Raw genomic sequence first — 25274 nt, 5'->3', positions numbered from 1 at the left:
GAGACTGTTGAGATGACACTTGCACCCCTCATCAAGCTCAATGATGGCCACAGCATCCCGCAGATCGGCCTCGGCACCTGGCCGCTGGACGACGACCAGGTGGCTACCGCCGTCGTCCATGCAGTGGAAGCCGGGTACCGGCATATTGATACCGCGGTGAAATACGGCAACGAGGAAGGGGTGGGAAACGGGATCCGCGCCAGCGGCGTGGACCGCAGCGAAATGTTCGTCACCACTAAGCTGGACGGCCAGTTCCAGGGCCAGGACCGTGCGATCGAAGGACTGGAGGGTTCGCTGCGGCGGATGAAGCTGGACTATGTGGACCTGCTGCTGATTCACTGGCCGCTGCCCCAGCGGAACGAGTTCATCTCCACCTGGAAGACGTTCGAGCGGCTCCAACTCGAGGGCAAAGTACGGTCCATAGGGGTGTCCAACTTCAAGCCGGCCCACCTTGAGCGGCTTATGGCCGAGTGCGAGGTGGTGCCGGCGGTGAACCAGATCCAGCTCAGCCCGGCCATCACCCGGACGGCAGAGCGGGAATTCCATGCGGAACACGGCATCGTCACCGAGTCCTACAGCCCGCTGGGCGGTTCGGGGGCCAGTCTGCTGGACGCTCCGGTACTTGTGCAGCTGGGCGAAAAGTACGACAAAACGCCCGGACAGCTTGTGTTGCGCTGGCATATTCAGAACGGATTTGTCACTGTTCCAAAGTCCGGCGATCCGGAGCGGATGAAGGAGAACCTGGACGTGTTCAATTTCGCCCTCGATCCGCAGGATCTAGCGGAAATCTCCATCCTGGACGAGGGTCCGGGCGCCGGTATTGATTCAGACATCAGCGGTCACTGAAACGGGCATTAGGGGGTCCGTCCGCCGCCGGCGGGGTTGGCAATTAGATAGTAAGCATGATTACTATTGAGGCGGAAGGACGAAGCGCACCCGGCATCCGGGTGCCTCCTTTATAGAAGAAAAGGAAACGACAAAATGGGTTTTTTTGCATTTCTGATTCTGGGCCTCATTGCTGGCGCGATCGCTAAGGCGATCCTCCCGGGCAAGCAGGGTGGCGGCATTTTCATCACCTTGCTCCTGGGCGTTGTGGGAGCATTCCTCGGCGGCTGGATCGGCGGACTGATCTTCGGCGAAGGGCTGCAGGAGTTCTTCTCACTGCAGACCTGGCTGCTCGCGATCGGCGGCGCCATCATCGTGCTGCTCGTTTACGGCATGATCACCAAGCGGAGCGTCCGCAGCTAACTGCGGCGCTCGGCCAGGAAACCGGCCCGGGGACATCTTCCTTGGGCCGGTTTCCTCATCTCCCGGCCAAGCGGCCGGGCTTGAAACCTTCTCACGGAGCAGGAGTTCATCATGAAAAATAAACTTCTTTTGGGTGTTGGCATCGCGGCAGGCTACGTCCTGGGATCGCGGTCCGGCCGGGCAGCGTACGACAAGCTCAAGGCCAAGGCAGCGGGCATCTGGGACAGCAAACCTGTCCAGGACAAGGTCACCGCCGCCACCGAGGCCATCAAGGAAAAGGCGCCCGAAGTAGCGGACCAACTGGGCGAGGCCGCGCGTCGGGCCGGCACCGTGATCGGCTCCGCCATGCACCATGAGCCTGCGTCCGGCGATGGCACCGGCAAGAGCAGTCAGACCAAGGCTTCCGACGCCGGCATGACGGTCCCAGCGTCTGCTGGGACGGGAGCGGGCATGGGAACATCCGCCGGGAATCTTGGGCCGGGAACAGTTGGCGACCACGTTCCGTCGCACAGCACGCACCCGGAGACGGTCAACCTTGGGACGTCGGATGTTGAATCCGATCCTGCACGGAACGATACCCAGGGCCAGGACTGGTCCGACGAAGGCGGCGCAACTCCCGCCGGCGCTGCTACGAACGTGGATCCCAAGCGGGACTGAATTGCTGCTCCGGGTTAAACCCGTGCTGCAACTTAATAACCACGCTGGCCGCCGCTACCCTTGGGGTGGCGGCGGCCAGCGGTATATGCTTCTTGGTGCATATACTGCTGGTGGGGCGCAGCTTCATAGCCGTTTCGTAGCGGCGAGCTGTGCGGTCACGCACAATGGGGGCATGCAGATGAGCAATTCCAATACCGGCCCCTCAGTTCCTCCCGGCTGGTACCCCGACCCCGCAGGTACGGGACGGCTCCGGTGGTGGGACGGCACCAACTGGACCAGCCAGTACAGCACTCCGTATTCACCTGCCGCGCAACCCGGACCCGGCGGTGGCCTTTACCCGGTTACGCCCTATTTTTCCGAACGCCCCCACATCAGCAGCGAAACGCCCGTCTACAATCCCCTGATCTGGATCATTACGCTGCTGCCACTGCTGCCGGTCATACTTTTGCTGCTATGGAACCCGGAAGTGCGCTTCATTAGCATCGGCAGCCAGGGCACGCCCGCCGTCGATCCGCTGTCCGTCTTCACACCCGTCTATTTCCTTCTCGTCTTTTCGGGATTCCTCACCTACGCCGCTTCTGTGCTGCTGGCCTACTTTGACAGCGAGCGGCTCAAGCGGGACGGGGTGGTCAGGCCCTTCCACTGGGCATGGAGTTTCCTCAACAGCGCTGTATATGTCATCGGCCGCTCGGTGATCGTCCATAAGGTGGCGCCCGGGCGCGGGCTGCTGCCGGTGTGGGCGACCATTGGCGTTTTCGTCCTCAGCTCCGTTGTATCCACCATCAAAATGTCAGCGCTAGTGTCGTCGGTAATGTCGTCCCTTATGTCCATTCCGAGCTGACTCAACGTACTCTGGATGCGCTAACTGGCCACGTCATTACTGTCGTACCCCCACGGCAGAGTGGACCTATGGAAGCCATCGGGGAACAGCTTGCGGAGCACCGCGGTTCCTTAGCTGCGCTTTCCCTGGCGTCGCGCGATGCCCATCGGGCCCGCTCCTTCCAGGATCACGACGCAAAATCCGGTGAGCCCTTAAATGTCGCACCCCCTTGGCAGAGTGGACCTATGGAAGCCATCGGGGAACAGCTTGCGGAGCACCGCGGTACCGTAGCCGCGCTTTCCCTGGCGTCACGCAATGCCCATCGGGCCCGCTCCCTCCAGGATCACGACGCAAAATCCGGTGACCCCTTAAATGTCACACCCCCTTGGCAGAGTGGACCTATGGAAGCGATTGGGGAACAGCTTGCGGAGCACGGCGGTATCGCCTTGCTGACACCTGCAGGCACCCCGGCGGCCGGCCTTTCAAATTCAAGTAAGGCGTCCGACGGCGGTGCCCGGCACGGCGGGCCTTCTCACCTTCGCGCCGTCCCGGCCAACCCAGCCTGGACGGCTGAGGCTGACACCCGAGCCAAGTCGGCCGGGCCTGCTGAGGCCTCGGGCGTAACTGAAACCGTTGGACCGACTGGAACGATTGGGCTGGCCGGCCTGGTCTCGCTTCTGAACCGGGTCGCGGCCGCCGCTCCGGACACTCTGGCGCTGGCAGGCTACGTGGAGGCCTCAAACTTCGCCGGCCAGGTCGAGGAGCTCGCCCGGACCGTGGACTACCTGCAAATCCTCTCCGCCGGCGCCGTGGACCGCACCCGGACCCAGGCCATCACCGAAGCCAACACCAGAACCAGCCGCCCCAGCCCCGGCACACCATCCGCCGCCACCGGCACCAACGGCTGGGTCACCGGCTGGAACACCGGAACAGAAACCCTCCGCGAAACGGACGCCGCCTGGCCAGCCACCAGCCCCGCGAGCACCAGCCCCGAAATGACCGCTGGGACGGAAATATCCGTGCCAACATCCCCGGCCGATGACGGCTGCCGGAACACCGCCGAGTTCCTGCGCCTCAGACTCCGGATCGGCATCAGCGAGGCCCGCCGCCGGCTCCACCTCGCCCACGACACCCTCCCCGCGATCACCCTCACCGGAGACACCACCCTCCCACCGCGGGAACACCTCGCCACAGCACTGGCACCAGCAAACCCCGCGCAATCGGCCGGCACCGAACAACCCGGCATAGAAGAAGCCGACGCCGCTGACGGGACCGGCCTGCCCGGCAGCCGCATCACGTGCAGCCCGGCCGTGTCCTCCCGCGCAGGGACCATCATCGCCACCACCCTGGACCGGCTCAGGCACCACACCACCCCCGAAACCCTCACCCGGATCGAAGAGCACCTCACCGGCACCGCAGCCACCGCCGATCCCGACTTCCTCACCCGCGTCGCCCGCCGCTGGTCAGACACCATCGACGCCGACGGCACCGAACCCAGCGAAGAAGCACTCCGCCACACCCAAGGCGCCTTCATCCGCAAACCCCGCCACGGCCTCCACCGCATCGAAATCCTCGCCACCACCGACCAATACGAACACTTCCTCACCGTCATGAACACCGCCACCAACCCCCGCACCACCACCCCACCCACCGGAACAGGGCAAGGTGACAGTGCAGGCGGCGGCGGGGACGGCGAACAAACGGACGGGAATCAGGTCTGGCAAAACACGGACGTGGACCTGGACCGGCGCACCCGCTCCCAAAAACAACTCGACGGCATCATCACCGCCATCAAAGCCGGCCTCACCACCAACACGCTGCCCACCACCGGCGGCAACCGACCCCAAATCCTGGCCACCATCAACTACCAAGACCTCCTCCCCCACCTCCCCCAACCCACCGGCAACAGCACCAGCACCAGCACTAGCACGACAGGCAAGGGCAAACAGGCAGGGACCGGGAACTTCACCTTCACCGGACCCGTCGCCGCCACCACCCTCCGCAAAATCGCCTGCGACGCCGACATCATCCCCGCCCTCCTCGGCACCCACGGCGAGATCCTGGACCTCGGCCGCAAAACCCGCCTCTTCACCACCACCCAACGCCTCGCCCTCACCGCCCGCGACCAAGGCTGCACCTTCCCCCACTGCACCATCCCAGCCCCCTGGTGCGAAGCCCACCACATCACCTACTGGTCACACGGCGGCCCCACCAACCTCAACAACGGCGCACTCCTCTGCACCCACCACCATCACCTCATCCACAAAGAACAATGGACCATCACCAACAGCAACGGCACCCCCTGGTACACACCCCCACCCCACATCGACCCCACCCAAAAACCCCAACAAAACACCTACTTCAAACCACCCCCACCACCACAGGAATAAACCTGCCCGGACCCCACAGGGCCAAGGCCATCATGCCCCGGGCAGAACCTGCCGTAGGGCGGTCAAAGATGAAGTGATTCCGGATTCCGGATTCCCACGCCAGTGGACGGTGCCGCGAATTAGCTAACCTGCGTCTGAAGCTACGGCGGGACCGGTGATGACACAGTGAAGTGCACCTGATGACCCGGACTGTGAACTGACAAGTGCCGAGATATCGGCCGGCGCTAAATTACCGTGGCCGCCAACGCAGGAGTGCCCCCGGAGCAGTGCCGATCACAACGGTGCCATCCAGCTCATCGGAGTGGATTGTCCTTGTCTCGAGTCCCGCCGCTGCAAGAATGCCGGCAGTCTCGAGGGCCTGCCTTTTACTTGTTTCTATGAGAAGGTGCCCGCCAGAACCAAGCCATTCCCGGGCACCAGCCGCCACCCGGCGATGGACATCCAGGCCGTCAATACCGCCGTCGAGGGAGATGAGGGGCTCGTGCTCCCGGGCTTCAGGCGGCATTGTGGCGATGGCATCAGTTGGAACGTACGGAGCATTCACGGCCAGGAGTGTCACGTTTCCCTTGAGCGCCGGCGGAAGAGCCTCGTACAGGTCGCCATGGTGAACCTGACCGCCCACCAGCCGCACATTGCGGGAGGCGCACTTCACCGCTGCCGAATCGATGTCCGCGGCATGAAGCTCAAGGCCGTCTACCCGACGGGCAAGCGCCGCCCCCACCGCCCCGGAACCGCAGCAGAGATCCACCACGACGGCGGCTGCTTCGTCATGCCCAGACGAATGCAGGCCGAGTTCGGCCCGGCTTCCTCGCCTGGATCCGCCACCAGACCCACCCCTGGATCCTCGCCTAAATCCCGCAAGCAGTTCCGCAGCCTGATGAACCAGCAGCTCGGTACGGCGGCGGGGAACGAACACTCCTGGATCCACGGCTATCCGGGCCCCACAGAACTGGGCCCAACCAACAATGTGCTCCAATGGATACCCGGCAATCCGCCGTTCAACAGCATGGGCGAGATCGTCAGGGTTCGTAAAAGCGTCGAGCAGGAGTTGCGCCTCCTCCTCCGCGAATACGCAGCCCGCCCTACGAAGCCGCGCGGCAATTTCTACAGCCAGGGTCCTGGAGAAATGGTGCTCGCGGGAGGGAATCGGAGAGCAGTCGTGTTTAGGTGCTGACATGGGAACGCCTTTCGGTGAGCCGATGGGCACTCCTGGCATCTAGACATGCGGTCTTGACGGCAACTGGCTGGACGGCAACGTGAGGGAGCACCCGAAACTCATAGAGCGGTAATGGGACTCACCTCCTTCTGCCATGGCTGGAAACTCCATGCTAACTGAAGCGGAAATGCAGCCCCAGGAAGGCAATCTCTTGGCAGGATAGAAGCCATGACTTCTCCTGCGCGGCACTCACTGATCTGGACCGGCACCTACACCCCGGACGGCGGTGGGCGGGCAGAAGGAATTGGCGCTATCTCCGCCAGCGACGACGGAACGCTCGAATGGCTGGGCACGGCAGCCAAGGCCGATTCGCCGTCGTTCCTTGCGGTTCACCCCACCCTTCCCGTGGTCTACGCCGTCGCCGAGCAGGCCGGCACGGTCCAGGCTTATCGCCGGTCCGGGGAGTTCGGCCTGGAACCGTTCGGCGATCCTCAAGCGGCTGGGGAGGCCGCATGCCACGTCGCCGTGGAAGCGCTGGCGCGCTTCGTCACCGTCACCTGTTGGGGAGACGGCCAGGTCCTGCTCTACGAACTGGATCGCGACGGCGGGATGACAGGGCGGTTTGCTGCGCCGGCATCGGTTGACCCCCACGGAAGCCAAACGCCGGGCGAGCCCCGGCAAAGCCGGGCCCACGCAAGCCTTATGCTCGCCGACGGGCGCGTCATGACAACGGACCTTGGACACGACTCACTCCGCGTCTGGCGGTTTGAGCCCGGCACCGGGCTGATTGCGGACCACGAGGTTGCCCTCCCGTACGGCAGCGGCCCACGCCACCTGGTGCAGCACACCAGCGGGAGCGTTTTTGTGGTCTCGGAGTATTCCGTGGAGGTTTTCGTGCTCAGGGCCGACGCCGGGACGTTCGAGCTGATTAACCGCGGTCCGGCCACCTCCGGTGGAAGCCTTCCCGGCGATTCGGCCGCGGAGATCTGCCTCAGCCAGAGCGGGGACCAAGCTTACGTCGGGGTGCGCGGCTCCAACCTGATCAGCGTTCTCCTGGTGGGTGCCGACGGCGCTGAGGTGGCCCCGCTGGCCGACTTCCCCAGTGGCGGGGACTGGCCCCGCCATCACCTGGTCAGGGGCCCCTGGCTGCACGTGGCTCACGAGCGCTCGGACGACGTTGCCACGTTCGCTTTGGACGCGTCCACAGGCTTGCCCGGGCCCCTTGTTCAGCGGTTGCAGACCCCCTCGCCCACAGCCTTGGTGCCCGCAAACTAGTACTCGAGGGCATTTCGCAAAACACTGGAAATATTCAGTGCAAGCGCTTACAGTTGTGACTTGGTTCACAGCTGGCGACCAACCTCCTGCTGAACCAGCCACCTCACCGCACCCAAGCAAGAACGTGCACCTGTTCAGCAACGCCGCTACCAGGAAGGTCTCTCCTGACGTGAATGCCCGCACCCCCCGAGGCTCCACCCAACGCCTCACACCGTCGCATCCAATTCGCAAGCCAGCCGTCAACAAGCCAACCCCTCACAAAGCAAGCACCCGAAGGTCAACTACCCGTCAAGCACTCCGGGGCCCCGCCGCAGCCCTGCTCGCTGCGGCGGTCGCCGCCTCCACTGCGGTACTCCCGGCCCAGGCCGCACCGGAACCGAAAAATCCCGATTCGTCGTCGGCCCTTCATTCACTCAGGTCACCTGTTACTGATGAGAATTTCTATTTTGTGATGGCAGACCGCTTCAGCAACGGCAATCCTGCCAATGACGACGGCGGCCTGGGCGCCGATCCGATGGTGTCAGGATTCGATCCCACCGGAAAGGGCTTCTACAACGGCGGAGACCTGGCCGGCCTGCTGGACAAGATCGACTACATCCAGGGCCTGGGCACCACCTCCATCTGGTTGACGCCGAGTTTCAAGAACAAGGCGGTCCAGCCAGAGGACAAATCGGCGGGTTACCACGGCTACTGGATCACGGATTTCACGCAGATCGATCCCCATCTGGGCACCAATGACGAACTTAAGGCCCTCATCGACGAAGCCCATGCCCGCGGCATGAAGGTCTACTTTGACATCATTACCAACCACACCGCGGACGTGATTGGTTATGAGGAAGGCGCCCGGAAGACATACGTCTCCAAGGATGCCGAGCCGTACAGGACCGCAGACGGCAAAGAGTTTGATGACCGCGACTTCGCCGGTTCCTCGAGTTTCCCGGCGCTTGATCCAGCCACGTCCTTTCCCTACGTTCCCGTGCTGGACAAGAGCGAGGAGAACCTGAAAGTCCCCGCCTGGCTGAACGATCCCACGCTTTATCACAACCGCGGCGACACCACTTTTGTGGGCGAGGATGCCTACTACGGCGACTTCTTCGGCCTGGATGACCTCTTTACCGAGCACCCCAAAGTGGTGGACGGGATGAAGGAGATCTACAAGGCATGGATCGCGGACTTCGGTGTGGACGGCTTCCGGATCGACACCATGAAGCACGTCAACAACGAGTTCTGGCAGGAATTCGGCCCGGAGGTCCTCAGCTTCGCCAAGGAACAGGGCAAGGACGAGTTCTTTATGTTCGGCGAGGTTTTTGACACCACCAAGAGCTTCACGTCCCAGTTCACCACCCGCAACCAGATGCAGGCCGTCCTGGATTTCCCGTTCCAGGACGCAGCCAGAAACTTTGCCTCCAAGGGCGAGGACACCAAGGCCTTGGAGTCCTTCTTCGCCGGGGATGACTGGTACACGGACGCCGATTCCAACGTCTACCAGCTGCCCACTTTCCTGGGAAACCACGACATGGGCCGGATCGGCAGTTTCATCGCGGCGGACAACCCCGGCGCGGCGGATGCCGAGCAGGTGGCACGCGACGAACTTGCCCACGAACTCATGTACCTCTCGCGCGGCAACCCGGTGATCTACTACGGCGACGAGCAGGGCTTCACCGGTCCCCGTGGCGACCAGGACGCGCGGCAGACTCTCTTTGCAAGCCAGGTGCCGGAGTACCTCGATGACGACCTGCTGGGCACTGATGCCACCCATGCTGTGGACAACTTCAATCCCGGCCACCCGCTGTACTCCAAGATCAGTCAGCTTGCATCGCTGACCAAGCAGCACCCGGCCCTGCGCGACGGCGCCCACCAGCACCGGTACGCTTCCGAGGGCGCCGGCATTTACGCCTTCTCCCGCACAGACGTTGAGGAGCAGCGCGAGTATGTGGTGGCCCTGAACAACAGCGAAGAGCCGCAGTCCGCCGAAATTCCCACCTATATCGACAAACGCACTTACACAAAGATCTATGGGGACACTGGTGCCGCGCAGGAAGTGAAGACCTCCGCAGAGGGCAATCTCAGTGTGACGGTTCCGCCGCTTTCGGCTGTGGTGTACCAATCATCGGGCCGCATCCCACACTCCCAGGCGGCCCCCGCCGTCGAACTTCAGGAACCTGCCGCGGCTCCCGGTGACAACGGCCGCGTTAAGGTGACGGCCGACGTCGGCGGTACGTCGTTTTACGAAGTCACCTTCGAGGCAAGGACGGCAGGTGGGGGCTGGGTGCCGATCGGCACTGATGACACCGCGCCCTACCAGGTGTTCCATGATGTGGCGGCGTTGGACACCGGAACAGCGCTGGAATACAGGGCCACGGTGCTGGACAACGGCGGCCATACCGCCAGCAGCCAGACCCGCAGCGCAACCGTTCCCGCACCGCTCCTGACCATCCAGAAGCCCACGGAGGGCAGCAGCGTGGAGGGCAAGGTGGAGCTCAGCGCCCTCGCCGACCCTGAAAAGGCCAGCCACGTGGTGTCATTTGAGCGGAGCGTTGCCTCCGGTGAATGGACAGCAGTGGGCTCTGACGATTCCTCCCCCGTGTACTCGGTGGTGGATGACCTGTCCGGCCTGGACCTGGCGGACGGAACCGAGGTGCGGTACCGGGCCTCCATGAGCGGTACCGGCTTCAGTGTGGTCAGCGAACCACGGACGGTGACCGTGGGTGAGGTTCCCCAGCCGGACTCGGTGACGGTGGCGGGTTCGCTCAACGTTCCCATGGGTTGTGGAGAGTGGAGCCCCACTTGCCCGCAGGCGATGATGAGCCTGGATCCGGTGGACAAGATCTGGCGGCTTACAGTTGACCTTCCGGCCGGCCGCTTCGAGTACAAGGCGGCGTTGAACGGCGGGTGGGACGAAAACTACGGGGCCGACGGAGTCTTCAACGGCTCCAACATCGTTCTGGATCACCCCGGCGGATTTGTCACCTTCCGCTACGACAACTCCACCCACCTGCTGAGTGCCGTCTACGCCTCCCAGCAGCCCCAGGCTGTGTCAGTGGCCGGAAGCCTGGGATCGGAACTGGGCTGCGTGGACGACTGGCTTCCTGAATGCGATCAGGCGCAGCTGATGCTGGATCCGGCTGACCTGGTGTGGAAGTTGCAGGTGCCAGGCCTTCCAGCCGGCACCTACGAGTTCAAGGCCGCACTGGACCGTTCCTAGAACGTGAATTACGGAGCGAACGGGGTGCTCAACGGCGGCAATATTGCCTACAAGCACGACGGCGGCCCGGTCACTTTCCGCTATGACCACGCTACGCACGTCATCACCGCCAGCTGAGTCCCTCCAGGAACAGGAGGGGAGTGAACGTTTTCCGGAGGGAGGCACCTAGGATCGATACATGCAGATACTCCCGCCATGGGCCAGGGTTTTCCGAATAACTCTGATGGTGTTCCATGGCATCGGGATTCTCGGTGTCTTCCTTGTCATCTTTGCCTACACCGTTCCGCTCGGCCCGGGGCCGAGCGGAACGATGTACCTGACGTTTCCCCTCCTGTTTGCCTGGCTGGGCTTTATCTTGCTGAGCATTCCCTACCTGATTGCCAACGTGACGTATGGCATTCTGTGGCTGAGCAAGATCCGCGGCAGGGGCTACCGCACCCACATGTTAGGCACCGTCTTCCTGGTGACGCCTCCGGCTTTCATCGGGATCTCAGTAGTGGGCTGGTTTGCGTTCGCGGCTTCATAGGTCCTGAAGCCCCTACGCCAGTCGCTCCGCGAGGCCGCGCCTAAGGTAATCGATGGCTGCGGTCACGCGCCGTGGGGTATGCACCGCGTCCGGGTAAACAGCGTGAATGTCCGCGGCCGGGGTGGGAACATCCTGGAGGACCTGCGTCAGAAGCCCTTGCTGCAGCATGGGATTCACATGCCACGTGGAACGCATCATCAGTCCCAGGCCCTGCAGGCACCACCCGGCCACCACTTCCCCGTCATCGCTGACCATATTGCCGTTCACTCGGACGTTCCGCTCCCGGCCCTGCTCCCCAAACCGCCACAGGGCATAGTCGCTGTTGTCCTGGCGCAGGATGATGCAGTTGTGCTGTTCAAGCTCGGCAGTTGTGCTGGGCGCACCCATCCTCTCCAGGTACTGCGGGGACGCGCAGACCACCCGCCGGCTTTCCGCGAGCCGTGTGAACTTAAGTTGGGAATCTTCCAGGCTCCCCACCCGGATCCCCAGGTCAAAGCTGCTCCCGGCAATGTTCAGCGGAAGCGCAGACAGCTGCAGGTCAACCGAGACGCCAGGGTGATCCCGGACAAACTCGCCCAGGAGCGGGGCAATATGGATCCGGCCGAGGCCAACCGTTGTATGCACGGCGATCCGCCCCCGAAGCTCACCGTATTTCTGCGAGATGCCTTCCTCCAGGTCCATTTTCTGCTGAAGGATGGCCAATGCCCCCGCGGCGTATTGTTCCCCCTCCGGGGTGAGCGTGAGTTTGCGAGTGCTCCTTCTGACAAGCTGTGCACCGAGCCTCGATTCAAGCTGGGTCAGCCTTTTGCTGACGGAAGGAAGCGACTTCCCCCAACTCCTGGCCGCCTCCGTCAGGCTTTTTGATCGTGAGATCTCTTCAAAAAATTCGAGATCATCCACAGTTGACAGGTCCACGGCAGCCTTCTTCTTTCAAATAGGGAAACAATGCCTTGCGAATATTGCCGTTCTCAGTTTCTTCTTAACTCCTACACTGGTTGGACAGCTAGCACAATGCGGAGGGGCTCAAAGCCGCCTGGACTGCCTCGCCTGAGTCGAAAGATGGACCCGATGAACCGAGCCGGAGCAGACAGTCTTGTGCGGGATCTCGAGCACGATGGCGTGGAGGTGGACGCCAGCAGCCGCAGGCTGTCGGAATACTCTTACGATGCGTCCAACTACCGGGTGCGCCCCCAGGCCGTCGCCTTCCCGCGCAGCAGCCAGGACGTTGCCGCGGTCATCCGCGCCTGCCGGCGGCGCGGCGTCCCGCTCACCAGCCGCGGCGGCGGAACCAGCATGGCCGGGAACGCGATCGGCACCGGCGTGGTCATCGATTTCTCCCGCTACATGAACCGGCTCCTCCAGTTGGATGCCGGCGCAAAGACAGTCAAGGTCGAGCCAGGCATCATTCTCACGACCCTCCAAAAAGAGGTCCGGGCCGCCACCGGCGACGCTCTGACGTTCGCTCCGGACCCCTCAAGCATGGGCCGGGTTACGGTAGCCGGAGCCATCGGCAACGATGCCTGCGGCAACCACTCCGTCAGGTACGGCCGGACGGTGGACCACGTTGTTTCCCTGGAGCTGATCACGGCATCAGGCCACCTGGTGACCGCCGGTCCCGGCGGCGTGAAGGCAGTTGACCCCGCGGACGCGGCAGCTGTCGAAGAGGCCGCTCGCATTGAAGCCGGCCTGAAGAGGCTGGCCGATGCCAATCTGGGTCTCCTGCGCACAGAGTTCGGCCGCATTGCCCGCCAGGTCTCCGGCTATCAGCTGGCCAACCTGCTGCCGGAGAACGGCTTCAATACCGCCAAAGCCCTCGCCGGAAGCGAGGGTACCTGCGCCGTGATAGTGTCCGCCACAGTGAAGCTGGTGGACGTTCCTGCTGCAGCGCTGCTCGTTTGCCTGGGATACCACGACGTTGTGGCCGCGGCGACGGATGTGATGGAGATCCTCCGCTTTAACCCTGCCGCCGTCGAAGGAATCGACGATGCCATTGTCCAGACCATGCGTGACCGCCGCGGTCCAGGCTCTGTGGGCGCCTTGCCGGATGGCACCGCCTACCTCTACGTCGACCTGGACGGCAGCGACCCCGCAGAGGTGCGGGCAAAGGCGGACGACCTCCTGAAAACCCTGAAGCAGCGGGGCAACGTGGTGGACGGCGTTGTGGTGTCCGATCCGGTGGAACGAGCCAACCTCTGGCGTGTCCGGGAAGACGGGGCGGGGCTGTCCTCCCGCCTGGCCGGCGGTGTCCAGTCGTGGGCAGGCTGGGAAGACGCCGCAGTGGCACCCGAGAACCTGGCCGCCTACCTGGCCGACTTCACCACCCTGCTGGCTGAGCATGAGCTCCGGGGCGTAATGTACGGGCACTTCGGTGCCGGCTGCACCCACGTCAGAATCACCTTCGACCCCCGGACTGAATCCGGGAGGGCCGTGATGGACAACTTCCTGCGCGCGGCCGCCGATCTGGTCACCCGCCATGGCGGATCCCTCTCCGGTGAGCACGGCGACGGCAGGGCACGGTCCGCGCTTCTTCCCATCATGTACAGCCCTGCGGCGTTGGAAGCCTTCTCCCAGTACAAGGCAGTCTGGGATCGGGACGGGATCCTGAACCCCGGCATCATCACCGACCCCGCGCCTGTCATGTCCAACCTCGCGCTGGCGGCAACCCCTGCCCGGGGTTTCCGGACGTCCTTTGCCCTGGAGCCGGCCGGCGGAACGGGCCGGGAGGGGTTCACCGACGCAGTCCAGACCTGCATTGGTGTGGGACGGTGCCGGACCACCTCCGGCGCGGGAGTAATGTGCCCCAGTTACCGGGCAACGCGTGACGAAAAGGACTCCACCCGAGCACGGGCACGGGTCCTCCAGGACATGATCAGCGGCTCACCCACAGCCAAGGAAGGCTGGAAATCGGAGGATGTGCGGGAGTCACTGGACCTCTGCCTGTCCTGTAAAGCCTGCTCCACCGACTGCCCGGCCGGCGTGGACATGGCCACGTACAAGTCCGAGTTCTTCGATCACTACTACGAAGGCCGCCTGCGCCCGATTGCCCACTACACCCTCGGCTGGCTGCCCACCTGGCTGAAAATTACCGGCTATATCGCACCGCTCGTCAACGCTGCCCTGGCATCGCCGCTGCGGCCCCTGATCGCCAGCATCTCCGGGATCACCACGCACCGGAGGATGCCGGACTTCGCCTCCCGCAAACAGTTGCTGAAGGAGATCGGAGGCGAAACGGTAGGCGGCACCACAAAGGCCAAGGCTTCTGACACCGGCACCGCCGATACGGTCCTGTTCATCGACAGCTTCACCCGCGGCTTCCGCCCCTCAGTTGCCGGCGCCGCCAAGCGGGTCCTGGAGGATGCCCAGCGAACAGTGGAATGCAGCGCGGACCTGTGCTGTGGCCTGACCTGGATTTCAACAGGCCAGCTGGACACAGCCCGCAAGCTGCTCAACCGGACCGCCGAGGCACTTGACGACGGAACGGACAGGCCGATCGTTGTGATCGAACCAAGCTGCGCGGCCGCCTTGCGCAAGGACCTCCCCGAACTGGTTCCCACGGAAGCGGCCCACCGGGTCTCCCGGCGGATCCAAAGCTTCGCCACCGCAGTCATCGAACAGGCCAGGACGGGCTGGCAACCGGCCAACGTCCCGTCTGCGGTCACCGTCCAGACCCACTGCCATGAGTACGCCGTCTTCGGTTCCGGAACGCAGGCCAACGCACTGGCAGCCCTGGGCATCACTACCGTCAAGGAAGCTACGGGATGCTGCGGCGTGGCCGGAAACTTCGGCTTCGAAGCGCAGCACTATGACGTCAGCATGGCTGTCGCCGAGCAGTCACTCGCCCCTGCCCTCCGCGGTGCCGCCGACGGAACCCCCATCCTGACGGACGGCTTCAGCTGCCACATGCAGGTACGGCAGATCCTGGACAGCCACTCCAACGGCGCCTCCAGCCACCTTGCCGAACTCATCGACCCTAAGAACCAGGAACCGGCCCCTCGCGAGCTCACCCAGAGCCGGACCGGACGCCGCGCGTCACGCGCCTAAGGAGTCCTGCACGGCGGCCAGGAGGTTATTGAACCGCGGGTTCCTCGGAAGGTCGTCAATCAGGACCGGGCGGCCGTCCGGGCCGCCCAGGGGCACCTGCCAGTTCGGGTACAGCGATTCTGTTGTCCCCGGCTGGTTCTGCACGCGGCGCTCCCCCACGGCATCAACCAGGGCAACACCCAGGAGGACCGACGGCGTCTGGGCCAGAAGGCGGTGAAGCGCCACCACCGTTTGTTCCTCGCTTTCCGGCAAGACCGCTGCGGGCGAAGCTGCTCCGGCACCTGCACCGTCGGAGGCCTCCGCACTGCCCTCAGGAAGCAGCCCGCGTTCCCGCAACAGCCCCATCATCTTCTCCAAGGTGGCGAGGTGCTCCGCCCGCTCGGCGTCTTCTGAGCGCTCCAGGAGGCCAAGGCGGCTGCGCAGCTCCACGTGGTCGCCAGCCAGGTAACCCGCGGTGGGCGGCAGATCATGGGTGTTGACGCTGGCAAGCGCCTGCTTCCGGTACCGTTCGGGCGGGAGCGGCGAATCGCCGTCGTTCTCGAACCAAAGGATGGACGTGCCCAGGATGCCCCGGGCAGCCAGGTAGTCACGCACCCAGGGCTCAAAGGTTCCCAGGTCCTCGCCAATCACCACTGCACCGGCGCGCTGTGCCTCAAGGGCCAGGATGCCGATCAGGGCTTCATGGTCATAGCGGACGTAGGCGCCGTCCCGCGGGGAGTTTCCGGCGGGCACCCACCAGAGGCGGAACAGGCCCAGCACATGGTCCACCCTGATGCCGCCGGCGTGCCGGAGAACAGTGGAAAGCATGTTGCGGAAGGGCGCATAGCCGGCCTCGGCGAGCCGGCCAGGGTGCCACGGCGGCTGGTTCCAGTCCTGGCCCAGCTGGTTGTACATGTCCGGCGGGGCACCCACGCTGATTCCCGGTGCCAGGACGTCACGGAGGGTCCAGGCGTCTGCGCTGCTCAGGTCCACTCCGACCGCAAGATCGTGGACCACCCCAAGTCTCATTCCGGCCCGGAGCGCAGCCTGCTGGGCGTTCTCCAGCTGTTGGTCGCAGATCCACTGCAGCCAGCGGTGGAAGCCGATCCGGTCCGACAGCTTCTCCCGCAGGGCCTCAGCCTCGGGCTGCCCCAGCGCCAACGCCGGATTCGTCCAGAAGGGATCCTCCGGTCCGATGTCTTCCCGCACGGCGGACCACAGGGCGAAATCATCAAGTCCGGAGCCGGACAGCCGGCAGAATTCGTCAAACGCTGCCTGCCGTGTGGGTGATCGCCTGGCGTGGTAGAGGAGTTCCAAGGCCTCGAGCTTCGCCGCATAAACGGTGTTCCGGTCCAGCCGCTCGCCATTCCTGTTCAGTCCCTGGACCTGTTCCAGGAGCCTGTCCACAACGGCACGCCTCCGCGGTTTGATATATGCCAGTTCCGGAATGTCTTCAACCCGGATGTACAGAGGGTTGAAAAAGCGCCTGGTGGATGGTGAATAAGGCGAAGGCTGGACAGGAGGAACCGGCTCGGCGGCGTGCAGCGGATTCACCAGGACGTAGTCGGCCCCGCGCTCTCCGCTCAGCGTGGCCAGATCGGCCAGATCCGCGAAGTCGCCGATTCCCCAGGACCGTTTCGACCGCACCGAATAGAGCTGTGTTGCCAGGCCCCAGCCACGGCGCTGCTCCAGGGGTGCGGCCGTGGTCAGCCGGGCGGGCACCACCACTAGCGTTCCTCGCGCCGTACTCCCCTCAGACTCAGCTGAGAGGGTATGCCAGCCCAGGGGCAGATCCTGCGGCAGCGCGAAGGTTGCCCGGCCGGTCAGCACTCCATCCACGTCCTGGGGCTGGATCCAGACATCCTGCTGGGTGGCCTCCACTACTGTGGGCTCTGCCGGTTGCTCGGGGCCCGCGGTGTCCTCCAGGTGGATGCTGAGCTTTGCCGTGGCGCCATCGCGGACATGGACCGGGACCAGCGCCATCTCCCCCTGCTGGACCACGACGGCGGGGGGCAGCATGCGCCGCCACGGCGCCAGTTCCGCTTCGGCCAGGGCAGCCTCAATGAGCTGGTTCGTATGCGCCGGAACGCCGAGGGCAGCCAGCACCTTGATTAGGGTCTCCGGCGCCACGCTGTGCGGAAGGCCGTCCCACCCCTGGAACGACGTGCCTACCCCATGGGCGTCTGCCAGCCGCTGAAGCAGGTGGCTATCAACGGGGCTCTCACCTGCAACGGAAGCTTGGCCTGCGGCTTCCTGACCTGCGGCTTGACCTGTCACGGACACTTCATCTGCCGCTTTAGCTGCCCCTTGACCGACGGCTTGACCCGGCACCGGACCTTGGCCAGGAGAGTCTCCCGGCATTCCGGGAAATTCCGTGTACTGGTGGTCTGGAGCCTTCATGGATGTCCGCCTCGTCTGGTGTGATGGGCCCGAACTTACACTGATGCCTGTTGCACCGGGCGCCGGCATACTCCGGCACAACTGCTGGTTCCGATTATTGCAGGGACGCGGCAGGGGTGCTCCGGTCCGTTGACTTGTCTTGCGGACATAACCTACCGTTCCTTTCACTGACAACGTTGTCTATTACGGTAGGCACGCGCGATGAAGGGCGACCCCAACGATATGCCGAGCAAAAAATCTCCAACAATCCGGGCGTGTTCCGCGCTCACCCTGGCGGGCCTCAGCCTGGCCGCCGCGCTGGCAGGAGCCGGCCCAGCCCTGGCGCTGTCCGTGCCAGGATCCCCCGTTGACCCCGTCACCGTGGCCCTCAACGGAACCGAGCCGGCAGGGGGCGAGCAATACCGGCCGGCCATCCACTTCACACCCCAAAAGAACTGGATGAACGATCCGAACGGGATGGTCCTTCATAAGGGCGTCTATCACCTGTACTACCAGCACAATCCATCCGGCAATACCTGGGGCAACATGTCTTGGGGCCACGCCACGTCCACCGACCTGACGCACTGGACTGAGCAGCCGCTGGCCATCGCCACAGATGACCAGCAGGACATCTTTTCCGGAAGCGTCGTGGTGGACAAGGACAACACCACGGGCTTCGGCACGGCCGAAAACCCACCGCTGGTGGCAATCTTCACCAGCGCCTACAAGGACGCCTCCCCCCACAGGGGCCTGCAGGCACAGTCGCTTGCCTACAGCCTGGACGATGGCCAGACCTGGACCAAGTACGATGCCAACCCCGTCCTCAACCGCAATTCTGCCAACTTCCGGGACCCCAAAGTCTTCTGGTACGAAACTCCCGCCGGTGGCGGCTACTGGGTCATGGCCGCAGTGGAAGCCACGGACCACAAGGTACTCCTCTACAAGTCCGCCAACCTCAAGGACTGGGACCTGCTGAGCGAATTCGGGCCAGCCAACGCAACTGGCGGGCTCTGGGAATGCCCGGACCTCTTTCCGCTGGCAGTGGACGGCGATCCCGCCAACATCAAGTGGGTCATGGTGGTCAACATCAACCCCGGCGGCGTGGCAGGCGGATCTGCAGGCCAGTACTTCGTGGGCAATTTCGACGGGACCACCTTCACCTCGGAATCAACCAAACCCAGCGACGCCCTGCCTGCCGGGACTCCACTGGCCGGGTTCAATGACGGCACCTACAACGGGTGGACGGTCAACAACGAGCCGGGCAACTGGAAGAACGGTCCCTTCGGCGATGCTCCGGCGGCAGGCACGCTCCCGGGGCAGAACACCGTCACCGGTTTTGCCGGCGCGGGGCTGGTCAATTCGTTCAACGACGGCGACTGGCCACTCGGCTCCATGAGCTCCCCGGAGTTCACCGTCACCAGCGACTACCTCAACTTCCTGGTGGGCGGCGGGCAGCATCCGAGTGTCTCCGACAAGCTCGATAACACACCACCGGCCGGCGATCTTCTCTTCAACGGCTTCGAGGTGGCGGACGGGTCCACTCTGGCCGACGCCGGCTGGACAGGAACGGACGATTTGGCACCAACGTTTCAGCCGGCCACGTCCGGAGGCGACTACTACATCGGCGCCAAGCGCATCAACACGTTCGAAACTGGAGGCGCTCCCGGCGACGACAGGCAGGGAACCCTGACATCGCCGTCGTTCACTGTGTCCAAAAACTTCATGAGCATGCTGGTGGGCGGCGGGCACAGGGCTGTGGAAACCGGGCAGACCCTGGAGGCCCAGCTGCTGGTGGATGGCAACGTGGTGCGCACCCTGGCAGGCGATGACGCAGGCCAGCTCAACTGGAAGGGGTGGGACGTTTCGGAGTTTGCCGGAAAGACCGCCCAGCTGCGGATCGTGGACCAGGCCACCGGCGGCTGGGGCCACCTAACGCTGGACCACGTGATGCTTACTGACCAGGCCGCCGTCCCCCGCTCGGACGAGACCACCGTGAACCTCGTGGTGGACGGGGATGTGGTCCGCTCGGCAACCGGCGCGAACAGTGAAGTCCTGGACTGGGCCTCGTGGAACGTGGCTGAATTCAAGGGTCGGCAGGCCAGCATCAAGGTGGTGGACAACAACCGCTTCGGGTGGGGGCACATCCTGGCTGACGAATTCATTGCCTCGTCAACGGCGGCGGCACCCCGGTTGCAGAGCTATGACTGGCTGGACTACGGCCGGGATTACTACGCCTCGGTATCCTTCGCCAATATGCCGCAGGACAAGCGGATCATGCTTGGCTGGATGAACAACTGGGACTACGCAAACACCATCCCCACCTCACCGTGGCGCAGCGCCATGTCCCTTCCCCGCGAGGTTGCACTGACCCAGACTGCAGCCGGCCCGCGCCTGACCCAGAAGGCTGTAAAACAGGTGGACTCCCTGGGATCCAAGGTGGCCTACGCCGAAAAGCAGGCCCGGAACATTGCGCCGGGCACCACGCCGCTGCCGGCAGCTGCCTCAGGCCAGGTGCAACGGATTGACGTGACGTTTGCTCCAGGCACGGCTGCCAAGGCCGGAATCACGGTCCTGGGGAGCGGCACAACCTCCACGGTGATCGGATACGACCAGGCAGCAGGCGAGGTTTACGTGGACAGGCGGAACTCCGGGAACACCGCCTTCCACCCATTGTTCACCTCGGTGGACTCAGCGCCGGTGACACCCGACGCCAACGGCAACATAACGCTGCGGATCTACGTGGACAGGTCCTCCGTTGAGGTCTTCGCCCAGAATGGCCTGCGGACCATCACGGACCAGGTGTTTCCCGAGGCTGGCGCTGGTCAGGTGGCGCTCTTTGCCGACGGCGGCACCGCCCAGCTGAAATCGATCACTGTTACCCCGCTGGAGGCTTCGATGTTCAGCGGGCAGGGCAAACCGGTGAAGGACCGTCAGTAGGCCCCAAACGCCGGACCAATCATAGGCTTGTCCGCGATTCCCCGCCTTCACGGGGCGGAATCGCGGACAAGCCCATGTCTGGGTCTTTGAGCCTCAGGCCACCTGCTGGAGCCAGGTCAGCACGGAGCCTTCCTCCTCGATGTGGGCCGAGAGCTCACCGTTGAACCGTGCGCCGTAGTCGGCGCTGATGTGTTCCTGGAACGCGGCGTCGTCCTGGTAGACCTCGAAGACGAAGTACTCGCGGGGGTTTGTTTCCCGCGTGTAGGGCAGGAACAGCTGGTTGCCCGGCTCGCGGCGGACATGCTCGGTCAGTTCCTGCATCATCTCGGCCACCCGGGCCTCGCTGCCGGGTTTGACAGTGAATTCTGCGTACAGCGTTTTGGTCATGGATCTTTCCCCTCGGTTAGGTTCTGGCTGGATGGTTACGCTCAACGGCCGGGTGGAAGCTCCCCGGAACCCCGCTTGATGAGTTCGGTTGGAACGATGTAGGTCTGCGCCGGCTGGTCGTCGCCGTCGATCCTGGCAAGCAGCCGCTCCGCCGCCAGTTTTCCGATCCTCTCGGGGTGCTGTGCGATCACGGTGATGCCGGGGTCCATCATGTCCGCGAGCGTGAAGTCGTCGAATCCCACAAGCGCGGTGCTCCGGCTTGCTCCGAGCTCCCTGAGCGCCCGCATGGCCCCAAACGTGATCAGGTTCTGGCTGGAGAAGATGGCTGTGGGCGGGTCATCTCCTGACATGACTTCCAGCGCCGCCTGCCGGGCTGATTCCTCGTTGTGAAGGCCTTCGCGGACAGGCACGGACGACGTCGGGATGCCGGCCCTGCCCAGCTCCTCCAGGAAGCCGCGGCGCCGTTCGCGGGCCGTCTGGATATCAGTGCGGTCACCCAGATAGGCAAGTTTGGTGTGGCCGTGCGCCATCAGGTGGGCCGCCGCCCTGGCAGCTCCGACGGCGTTGTCCGTTACCACGGCGTCTGCTTCGATCCCTACGGGTTCGCGGTCAATAAACACCATGGGCAGATCGCGGGAATGCTCAGGAATGACGTAGGACTGGCTTTTGGCAATGGGCGTGAGGACCAGCCCGTCCACGCGCCTGCCAAGGAACGCGGCCACGAGGGACTTCTCCCGTTCGGGGTCGTCGTCCAGGCTGGCGGCGAAAACAGCAATCCCGCGGGTGGCCAGGGCATCCTCGAGCGCGCGATGGATTTCACTGCTGAACGGGTTGGCCACACTGGGCAGCAGGAGCCCGATGGACAGCGTCTGCCGGCCCGCACGGCGCAGGCTCCCGGCGGCCATGTCCAGCTGGTAGTTCAGCTGCTGCGATGCGCCCAGGACACGCTGCCGGGTGGCCTCAGAGACGCCGGGCTCATCGTTCATCACGCGGGAAACGGTCTTGATACCTACGCCGGCGAGCGCGGCGACATGCCGCATGGTGGGCCGATCCTTTGCCGTGGCCGCTTGGTAACGATTAGACATCGTTGTCATGACTTCGTCCTTCATCATCGAATTTACCTTGACTATAGCGTGTGACGCTGATTACATGATGCCTGACATCGTTGTCAGGCACGGGATGTGCCACGAACACAGGAGATTCAATGTTGACTTCCAAGACCCCGCGCACCATCGCCCGCCGCCTGGCTGCCGCGGGCGCCGTCCTGACGCTCGCCACCCTCAGCCTCACGGCCTGCGGCGGCAGCTCCCCGGCCACCTCCGGCACCGAATCCGGAGAAAAAGTGGGCGTTTCGCTGATCGTCAAGACCACCACCAACCCTTTCTTCGTCTCCATGCAGGAAGGCGCCAAGAAGGCAGCGGAGGCAGACGGCGTTGACCTGAAGCTCGCCGCCGGAAAGGCGGACGGTGATGAGGACACCCAGATCCAGGCCATCGAAAACGCCATCTCGAAAGGCGACAAGGGAATCCTGATCACACCCAACGGCCCATCCGTGGTGGATGCCCTGAAGAAGGCCAAGGACGCCGGACTCTTTGTCATTGCCCTTGATACCCCGCCGGACCCGGCCGACGCCGCGGACATCACGTTCGCCACCGACAACTTTGCTGCCGGTGAGCTGATCGGCAAGTGGACCGCCACCCAGCTCGCCGGCAAGAAGGCCACCATCGCCCTGCTGGACCTGTTTGACGACAAGGTTGTCTCCGTTGACTACAACCGCGACCAGGGCTTCCTGACCGGACTCGGCATCGACACCGCCGACAAGAAGAAGAACGGCGACGAAGCCAAGACCGGCAAGTACACCGGCGGCAAGGGCGGCGAGTACGAGATCGTCGGCAGCCAGGCCTCCCAGGGCGCCGAGGACGGCGGCCGTACCGGTATGGAGACCCTGCTGTCCAAAAACCCCAACATCAACGTTGTGTACACCATCAACGAGCCTGCCGCCGCGGGCGCGTACGAAGCCCTGAAGTCAGCCGGCAAGGAAAAGGACGTTCTGATCGTTTCGGTAGACGGCGGCTGCGCAGGCGTCAACAACGTGAAGTCCGGCGTCATCGGTGCCACCGCACAGCAGTACCCGGTCAAGATGGCCGAAATGGGCGTCAAGGCCATCGTCGAGCTGGCCAAGACCGGCAAGAAGCCCGCCAACTCGGAGGGCCTGGACTTCTTCAACACCGGTGTTGAGCTGGTCACGGACAAGCCTGCAGACGGCGTCAAGAGCATCACCACCACTGAAGCCAGCGACATCTGCTGGGGCAAGTAACCACGCAGCCTCAAGCGGGGAGGCCGGAACTCTTCGGTCTCCCCGCAATTCATACACCGAGCTAGCTCCGCCCTAGCAAACCATCACCAAAGATCGGGACCCATCGTGACCCAGCAACAGACCGCCGGTCCGCCCGCCGCAGGGCAGCAGGCCGACCTGGCAGAAGAATTTCTCGACCGCAGGACGCCCCTCAGCCGGATACGCAATATCCTCCACCGCTACCCTGCCGTCAGCCCCGCCCTCGTCCTGCTGATCGCCGTCGTCGTGTTCGGACTGCTCAATGACAGGTTCCTGCGGGTTGAAAACCTCTCCTTGATTACCCAGCAGGTTTCCGTCGTCGGCACCCTGGCCATCGCGCAGACCCTCATCATCCTCACTGCAGGCATCGACCTTTCCGTCGGAGCTGTCATGATCCTCTCTTCCATGGTCGTGGCCCAGCTCGCCGTCAACAACGGATTGCCGGCACCCGTAGCGCTGCTCGCGGGCCTGATCGTGGGACTCGCCGCCGGCGCCGTGAACGGATTCCTGGTGACCAGGTTCCGCCTTCCCCCGTTCATCGTCACCCTGGGCACGCTAAATATCTTCATCGCTCTGACACTGCTTTACTCCAATGGAGCGACAGTCCGCGGCTCCGCAATGCCCGATCTGCTGACCTGGACAGGAAGCACCTTCCCGGTGGGCCCGGTGCGGATCTCTACCGGTGTCGTGGTGATGCTGCTTCTCTACATCGCCATCGCCTTCATCCTCGGGAAAACCGCATGGGGTCGGCACGTCTACGCCGTAGGCGATGACAAAGAAGCCGCCCGCCTGGCAGGCATCGCCGTGAACAAGGTCCTCATGAGCGTCTACCTCGCCGCCGGCGCCGTCCTGGCCATCGGCGCCTGGATCCAGATCGGCCGCACCAACGCGGCCAGCCCCAACGCCGGCGTCGATTTGAACCTGGACTCCATCACCGCCGTCGTGATCGGCGGAACCAGCCTCTTCGGCGGGCGCGGCTCGGTCTGGGGAACCCTCCTGGGCGCCCTGATCGTCGGCGTCTTCCGCAACGGACTCTCCCTCGCCGGCCTGGACGTGCTCTACCAGACCCTCGCCGTGGGCGTCCTCATCATCCTCGCTGTGTCCATCGACCAGTGGATCCGAAAGGTGAAGTCATGACCGCGTCCCAGCTGGAACCCACCGGCACCGAGGTCCGCCAGCCCATCCTGCAGGCCAGGAACCTCGTCAAGACCTTCGGCCGCGTGGTGGGCCTCGACGGTGTCAGCCTGGACCTCTACCCGGGCGAGGTCCTCGCGATCATCGGCGACAACGGGGCCGGGAAGTCCACCCTGATCAAATGCCTCACCGGCGCCGAGGTTCCCGATTCGGGCGAACTGATGGTGTCCGGCCAGCCCGTGCACTTCAAGCGCCCGCAGGACGCCCGGGCCTACGGGATCGAAACGGTCTACCAGAACCTTGCAGTGTCACCGGCACTGGACGTGGCTTCCAACCTGTTCCTGGGCCGGGAAGAACGGCTTGCCGGTCCGCTGGGCAAGATCTTCCGGGTCCTGGACACCAAGGGGATGCGCCGCAAGGCAAAGGAAGAGCTGACCCGGCTGGGCATCTCCACGCTCCAGGACGTCACCGTTCCGGTGGAGAACCTTTCAGGCGGCCAGCGCCAGGCAGTGGCGGTGGCCCGTGCCGCTGCGTTCGGTTCCAAGGTGGTTGTGCTGGACGAGCCGACGGCGGCGCTGGGCGTCCGGGAATCAAACCAGGTTTTGCAGCTGGTCCGGGACCTCCGCGATCGCGGGCTGCCGGTGATCCTGATTAGCCACAACATGCCCCACGTGTTTGATGTGGCGGACAGGATCCACATCCAGCGCCTCGGCAAATGCGCGGCAACCATCACCCCGGAATCTCACTCCATGACCGACGCGGTGGCAATCATGACCGGTGCCGCCACCGCCTAATCCGCGGCACC

At 64.0% G+C, this 25274-nt stretch carries 17 protein-coding genes and 1 pseudogene; 13 read left to right on the top strand and 5 right to left on the bottom strand.

Translation table 11 applies throughout. The features are described 5' to 3' along the window. Positions 1-12 precede the first annotated feature (12 nt). The 5 genes from F8G81_RS02335 (at position 13) to F8G81_RS02315 (ending at position 5115) form a co-directional block, all read left to right on the top strand. Positions 13-846 carry an aldo/keto reductase gene (locus tag F8G81_RS02335; RefSeq protein WP_267277438.1) on the top strand — a complete coding sequence of 278 codons (834 nt, stop codon included), beginning with the start codon at positions 13-15 and terminating at the stop codon, positions 844-846. A 135-nt stretch (positions 847-981) separates the two neighbouring features. Next, a complete protein-coding gene (locus F8G81_RS02330; protein WP_267277437.1) occupies positions 982-1248 on the top strand; it encodes a GlsB/YeaQ/YmgE family stress response membrane protein in 267 nt (88 codons plus the stop codon). A gap of 111 nt (positions 1249-1359) precedes the next feature. Continuing rightward, positions 1360-1905, top strand: coding sequence for a hypothetical protein (locus F8G81_RS02325; protein ID WP_267277436.1), 546 nt, complete (start codon positions 1360-1362; stop codon positions 1903-1905). A gap of 172 nt (positions 1906-2077) precedes the next feature. Continuing rightward, a complete protein-coding gene (locus F8G81_RS02320) occupies positions 2078-2746 on the top strand; it encodes a DUF2510 domain-containing protein (RefSeq protein WP_267277435.1) in 669 nt (222 codons plus the stop codon). A gap of 68 nt (positions 2747-2814) precedes the next feature. Beyond that, on the top strand, positions 2815-5115 hold the full coding sequence (locus F8G81_RS02315) for an HNH endonuclease signature motif containing protein (RefSeq protein WP_267277434.1): 2301 nt from the start codon (positions 2815-2817) through the stop codon (positions 5113-5115). Positions 5116-5344: 229 nt separating this feature from the next. On the opposite strand, the gene F8G81_RS02310 is transcribed toward F8G81_RS02315, so the two are convergent. Next, positions 5345-6292 (bottom strand): putative protein N(5)-glutamine methyltransferase, encoded by a 948-nt coding sequence (locus F8G81_RS02310; protein WP_267277433.1) that lies wholly within the window; start codon positions 6290-6292, stop codon positions 5345-5347. 207 nt (positions 6293-6499) lie between these two features. On the opposite strand from F8G81_RS02310, the gene F8G81_RS02305 reads away from it, so the two are divergent. From F8G81_RS02305 to F8G81_RS02295, 3 genes and pseudogenes are all read left to right on the top strand, one after another. Continuing rightward, positions 6500-7546 (top strand): lactonase family protein, encoded by a 1047-nt coding sequence (locus F8G81_RS02305; protein WP_267277432.1) that lies wholly within the window; start codon positions 6500-6502, stop codon positions 7544-7546. Positions 7547-7862: 316 nt separating this feature from the next. Beyond that, positions 7863-10868, top strand: a pseudogene (locus tag F8G81_RS02300) (alpha-amylase family glycosyl hydrolase). Between the two features lie 61 nt (positions 10869-10929). After that, positions 10930-11277 (top strand): hypothetical protein, encoded by a 348-nt coding sequence (locus F8G81_RS02295; RefSeq protein ID WP_267277431.1) that lies wholly within the window; start codon positions 10930-10932, stop codon positions 11275-11277. Positions 11278-11289: 12 nt separating this feature from the next. Here the strand turns inward: F8G81_RS02295 and F8G81_RS02290 are convergent, their stop codons facing one another. Continuing rightward, the gene (locus tag F8G81_RS02290) at positions 11290-12192 is read right to left on the bottom strand and encodes a LysR family transcriptional regulator (protein WP_267277430.1); all 903 of its coding nucleotides are present in this window, start codon (positions 12190-12192) and stop codon (positions 11290-11292) included. 153 nt (positions 12193-12345) lie between these two features. Between F8G81_RS02290 and F8G81_RS02285 the strand changes: the two genes are divergently transcribed. Beyond that, positions 12346-15318, top strand: a complete 2973-nt coding sequence (locus F8G81_RS02285; protein WP_267277429.1) for an FAD-binding and (Fe-S)-binding domain-containing protein — start codon at positions 12346-12348, stop codon at positions 15316-15318. Here F8G81_RS02285 and malQ read toward each other — a convergent pair. Continuing rightward, entirely contained in the window at positions 15307-17697 is a 2391-nt protein-coding gene (malQ, locus tag F8G81_RS02280; RefSeq protein ID WP_416377093.1) for a 4-alpha-glucanotransferase, read from the bottom strand. The genes F8G81_RS02285 and malQ overlap by 12 nt on opposite strands. Before the next feature lie 438 nt (positions 17698-18135). On the opposite strand from malQ, the gene F8G81_RS02275 reads away from it, so the two are divergent. Further along, complete coding sequence (locus F8G81_RS02275; protein ID WP_416377158.1) at positions 18136-20613, top strand: GH32 C-terminal domain-containing protein; 2478 nt, start codon at positions 18136-18138, stop codon at positions 20611-20613. Positions 20614-20706: 93 nt separating this feature from the next. On the opposite strand, the gene F8G81_RS02270 is transcribed toward F8G81_RS02275, so the two are convergent. Both F8G81_RS02270 and F8G81_RS02265 read right to left on the bottom strand, forming a co-directional pair. Then, entirely contained in the window at positions 20707-21000 is a 294-nt protein-coding gene (locus tag F8G81_RS02270) for a putative quinol monooxygenase (protein ID WP_267277427.1), read from the bottom strand. A 41-nt stretch (positions 21001-21041) separates the two neighbouring features. Further along, entirely contained in the window at positions 21042-22040 is a 999-nt protein-coding gene (locus F8G81_RS02265; protein WP_267279372.1) for a LacI family DNA-binding transcriptional regulator, read from the bottom strand. Positions 22041-22204: 164 nt separating this feature from the next. On the opposite strand from F8G81_RS02265, the gene F8G81_RS02260 reads away from it, so the two are divergent. The 3 genes from F8G81_RS02260 (at position 22205) to F8G81_RS02250 (ending at position 25263) form a co-directional block, all read left to right on the top strand. Further along, positions 22205-23317, top strand: coding sequence for a substrate-binding domain-containing protein (locus tag F8G81_RS02260; RefSeq protein WP_267277426.1), 1113 nt, complete (start codon positions 22205-22207; stop codon positions 23315-23317). 105 nt (positions 23318-23422) lie between these two features. Beyond that, positions 23423-24472: an ABC transporter permease gene (locus F8G81_RS02255; protein WP_267277425.1), complete on the top strand. Its 1050-nt coding sequence runs from the start codon at positions 23423-23425 to the stop codon at positions 24470-24472. After that, positions 24469-25263 carry an ATP-binding cassette domain-containing protein gene (locus tag F8G81_RS02250; protein WP_267277424.1) on the top strand — a complete coding sequence of 265 codons (795 nt, stop codon included), beginning with the start codon at positions 24469-24471 and terminating at the stop codon, positions 25261-25263. Before F8G81_RS02255 ends, F8G81_RS02250 begins: the two co-directional genes overlap by 4 nt. The last annotated feature ends 11 nt before the right edge of the window (positions 25264-25274 follow it).

Origin of the sequence: Arthrobacter sp. CDRTa11 (genome assembly GCF_026427775.1) — a bacterium.
Classification (GTDB): Bacteria; Actinomycetota; Actinomycetes; order Actinomycetales; family Micrococcaceae; genus Arthrobacter.
This window is presented reverse-complemented; position numbering and strand designations above follow the sequence as displayed.

Coding starts and splice junctions, on each gene's coding strand:
- F8G81_RS02335 (WP_267277438.1), top strand. CDS start 13: ATGACACTTGCACCCCTCATCAAGCTCAATGATGGCCACAGCATCCCG.
- F8G81_RS02330 (WP_267277437.1), top strand. CDS start 982: ATGGGTTTTTTTGCATTTCTGATTCTGGGCCTCATTGCTGGCGCGATC.
- F8G81_RS02325 (WP_267277436.1), top strand. CDS start 1,360: ATGAAAAATAAACTTCTTTTGGGTGTTGGCATCGCGGCAGGCTACGTC.
- F8G81_RS02320 (WP_267277435.1), top strand. CDS start 2,078: ATGCAGATGAGCAATTCCAATACCGGCCCCTCAGTTCCTCCCGGCTGG.
- F8G81_RS02315 (WP_267277434.1), top strand. CDS start 2,815: ATGGAAGCCATCGGGGAACAGCTTGCGGAGCACCGCGGTTCCTTAGCT.
- F8G81_RS02310 (WP_267277433.1), bottom strand. CDS start 6,292: ATGTCAGCACCTAAACACGACTGCTCTCCGATTCCCTCCCGCGAGCAC.
- F8G81_RS02305 (WP_267277432.1), top strand. CDS start 6,500: ATGACTTCTCCTGCGCGGCACTCACTGATCTGGACCGGCACCTACACC.
- F8G81_RS02295 (WP_267277431.1), top strand. CDS start 10,930: ATGCAGATACTCCCGCCATGGGCCAGGGTTTTCCGAATAACTCTGATG.
- F8G81_RS02285 (WP_267277429.1), top strand. CDS start 12,346: ATGAACCGAGCCGGAGCAGACAGTCTTGTGCGGGATCTCGAGCACGAT.
- malQ (WP_416377093.1), bottom strand. CDS start 17,697: ATGAAGGCTCCAGACCACCAGTACACGGAATTTCCCGGAATGCCGGGA.
- F8G81_RS02275 (WP_416377158.1), top strand. CDS start 18,136: ATGAACGATCCGAACGGGATGGTCCTTCATAAGGGCGTCTATCACCTG.
- F8G81_RS02270 (WP_267277427.1), bottom strand. CDS start 21,000: ATGACCAAAACGCTGTACGCAGAATTCACTGTCAAACCCGGCAGCGAG.
- F8G81_RS02265 (WP_267279372.1), bottom strand. CDS start 22,040: ATGCGGCATGTCGCCGCGCTCGCCGGCGTAGGTATCAAGACCGTTTCC.
- F8G81_RS02260 (WP_267277426.1), top strand. CDS start 22,205: ATGTTGACTTCCAAGACCCCGCGCACCATCGCCCGCCGCCTGGCTGCC.
- F8G81_RS02250 (WP_267277424.1), top strand. CDS start 24,469: ATGACCGCGTCCCAGCTGGAACCCACCGGCACCGAGGTCCGCCAGCCC.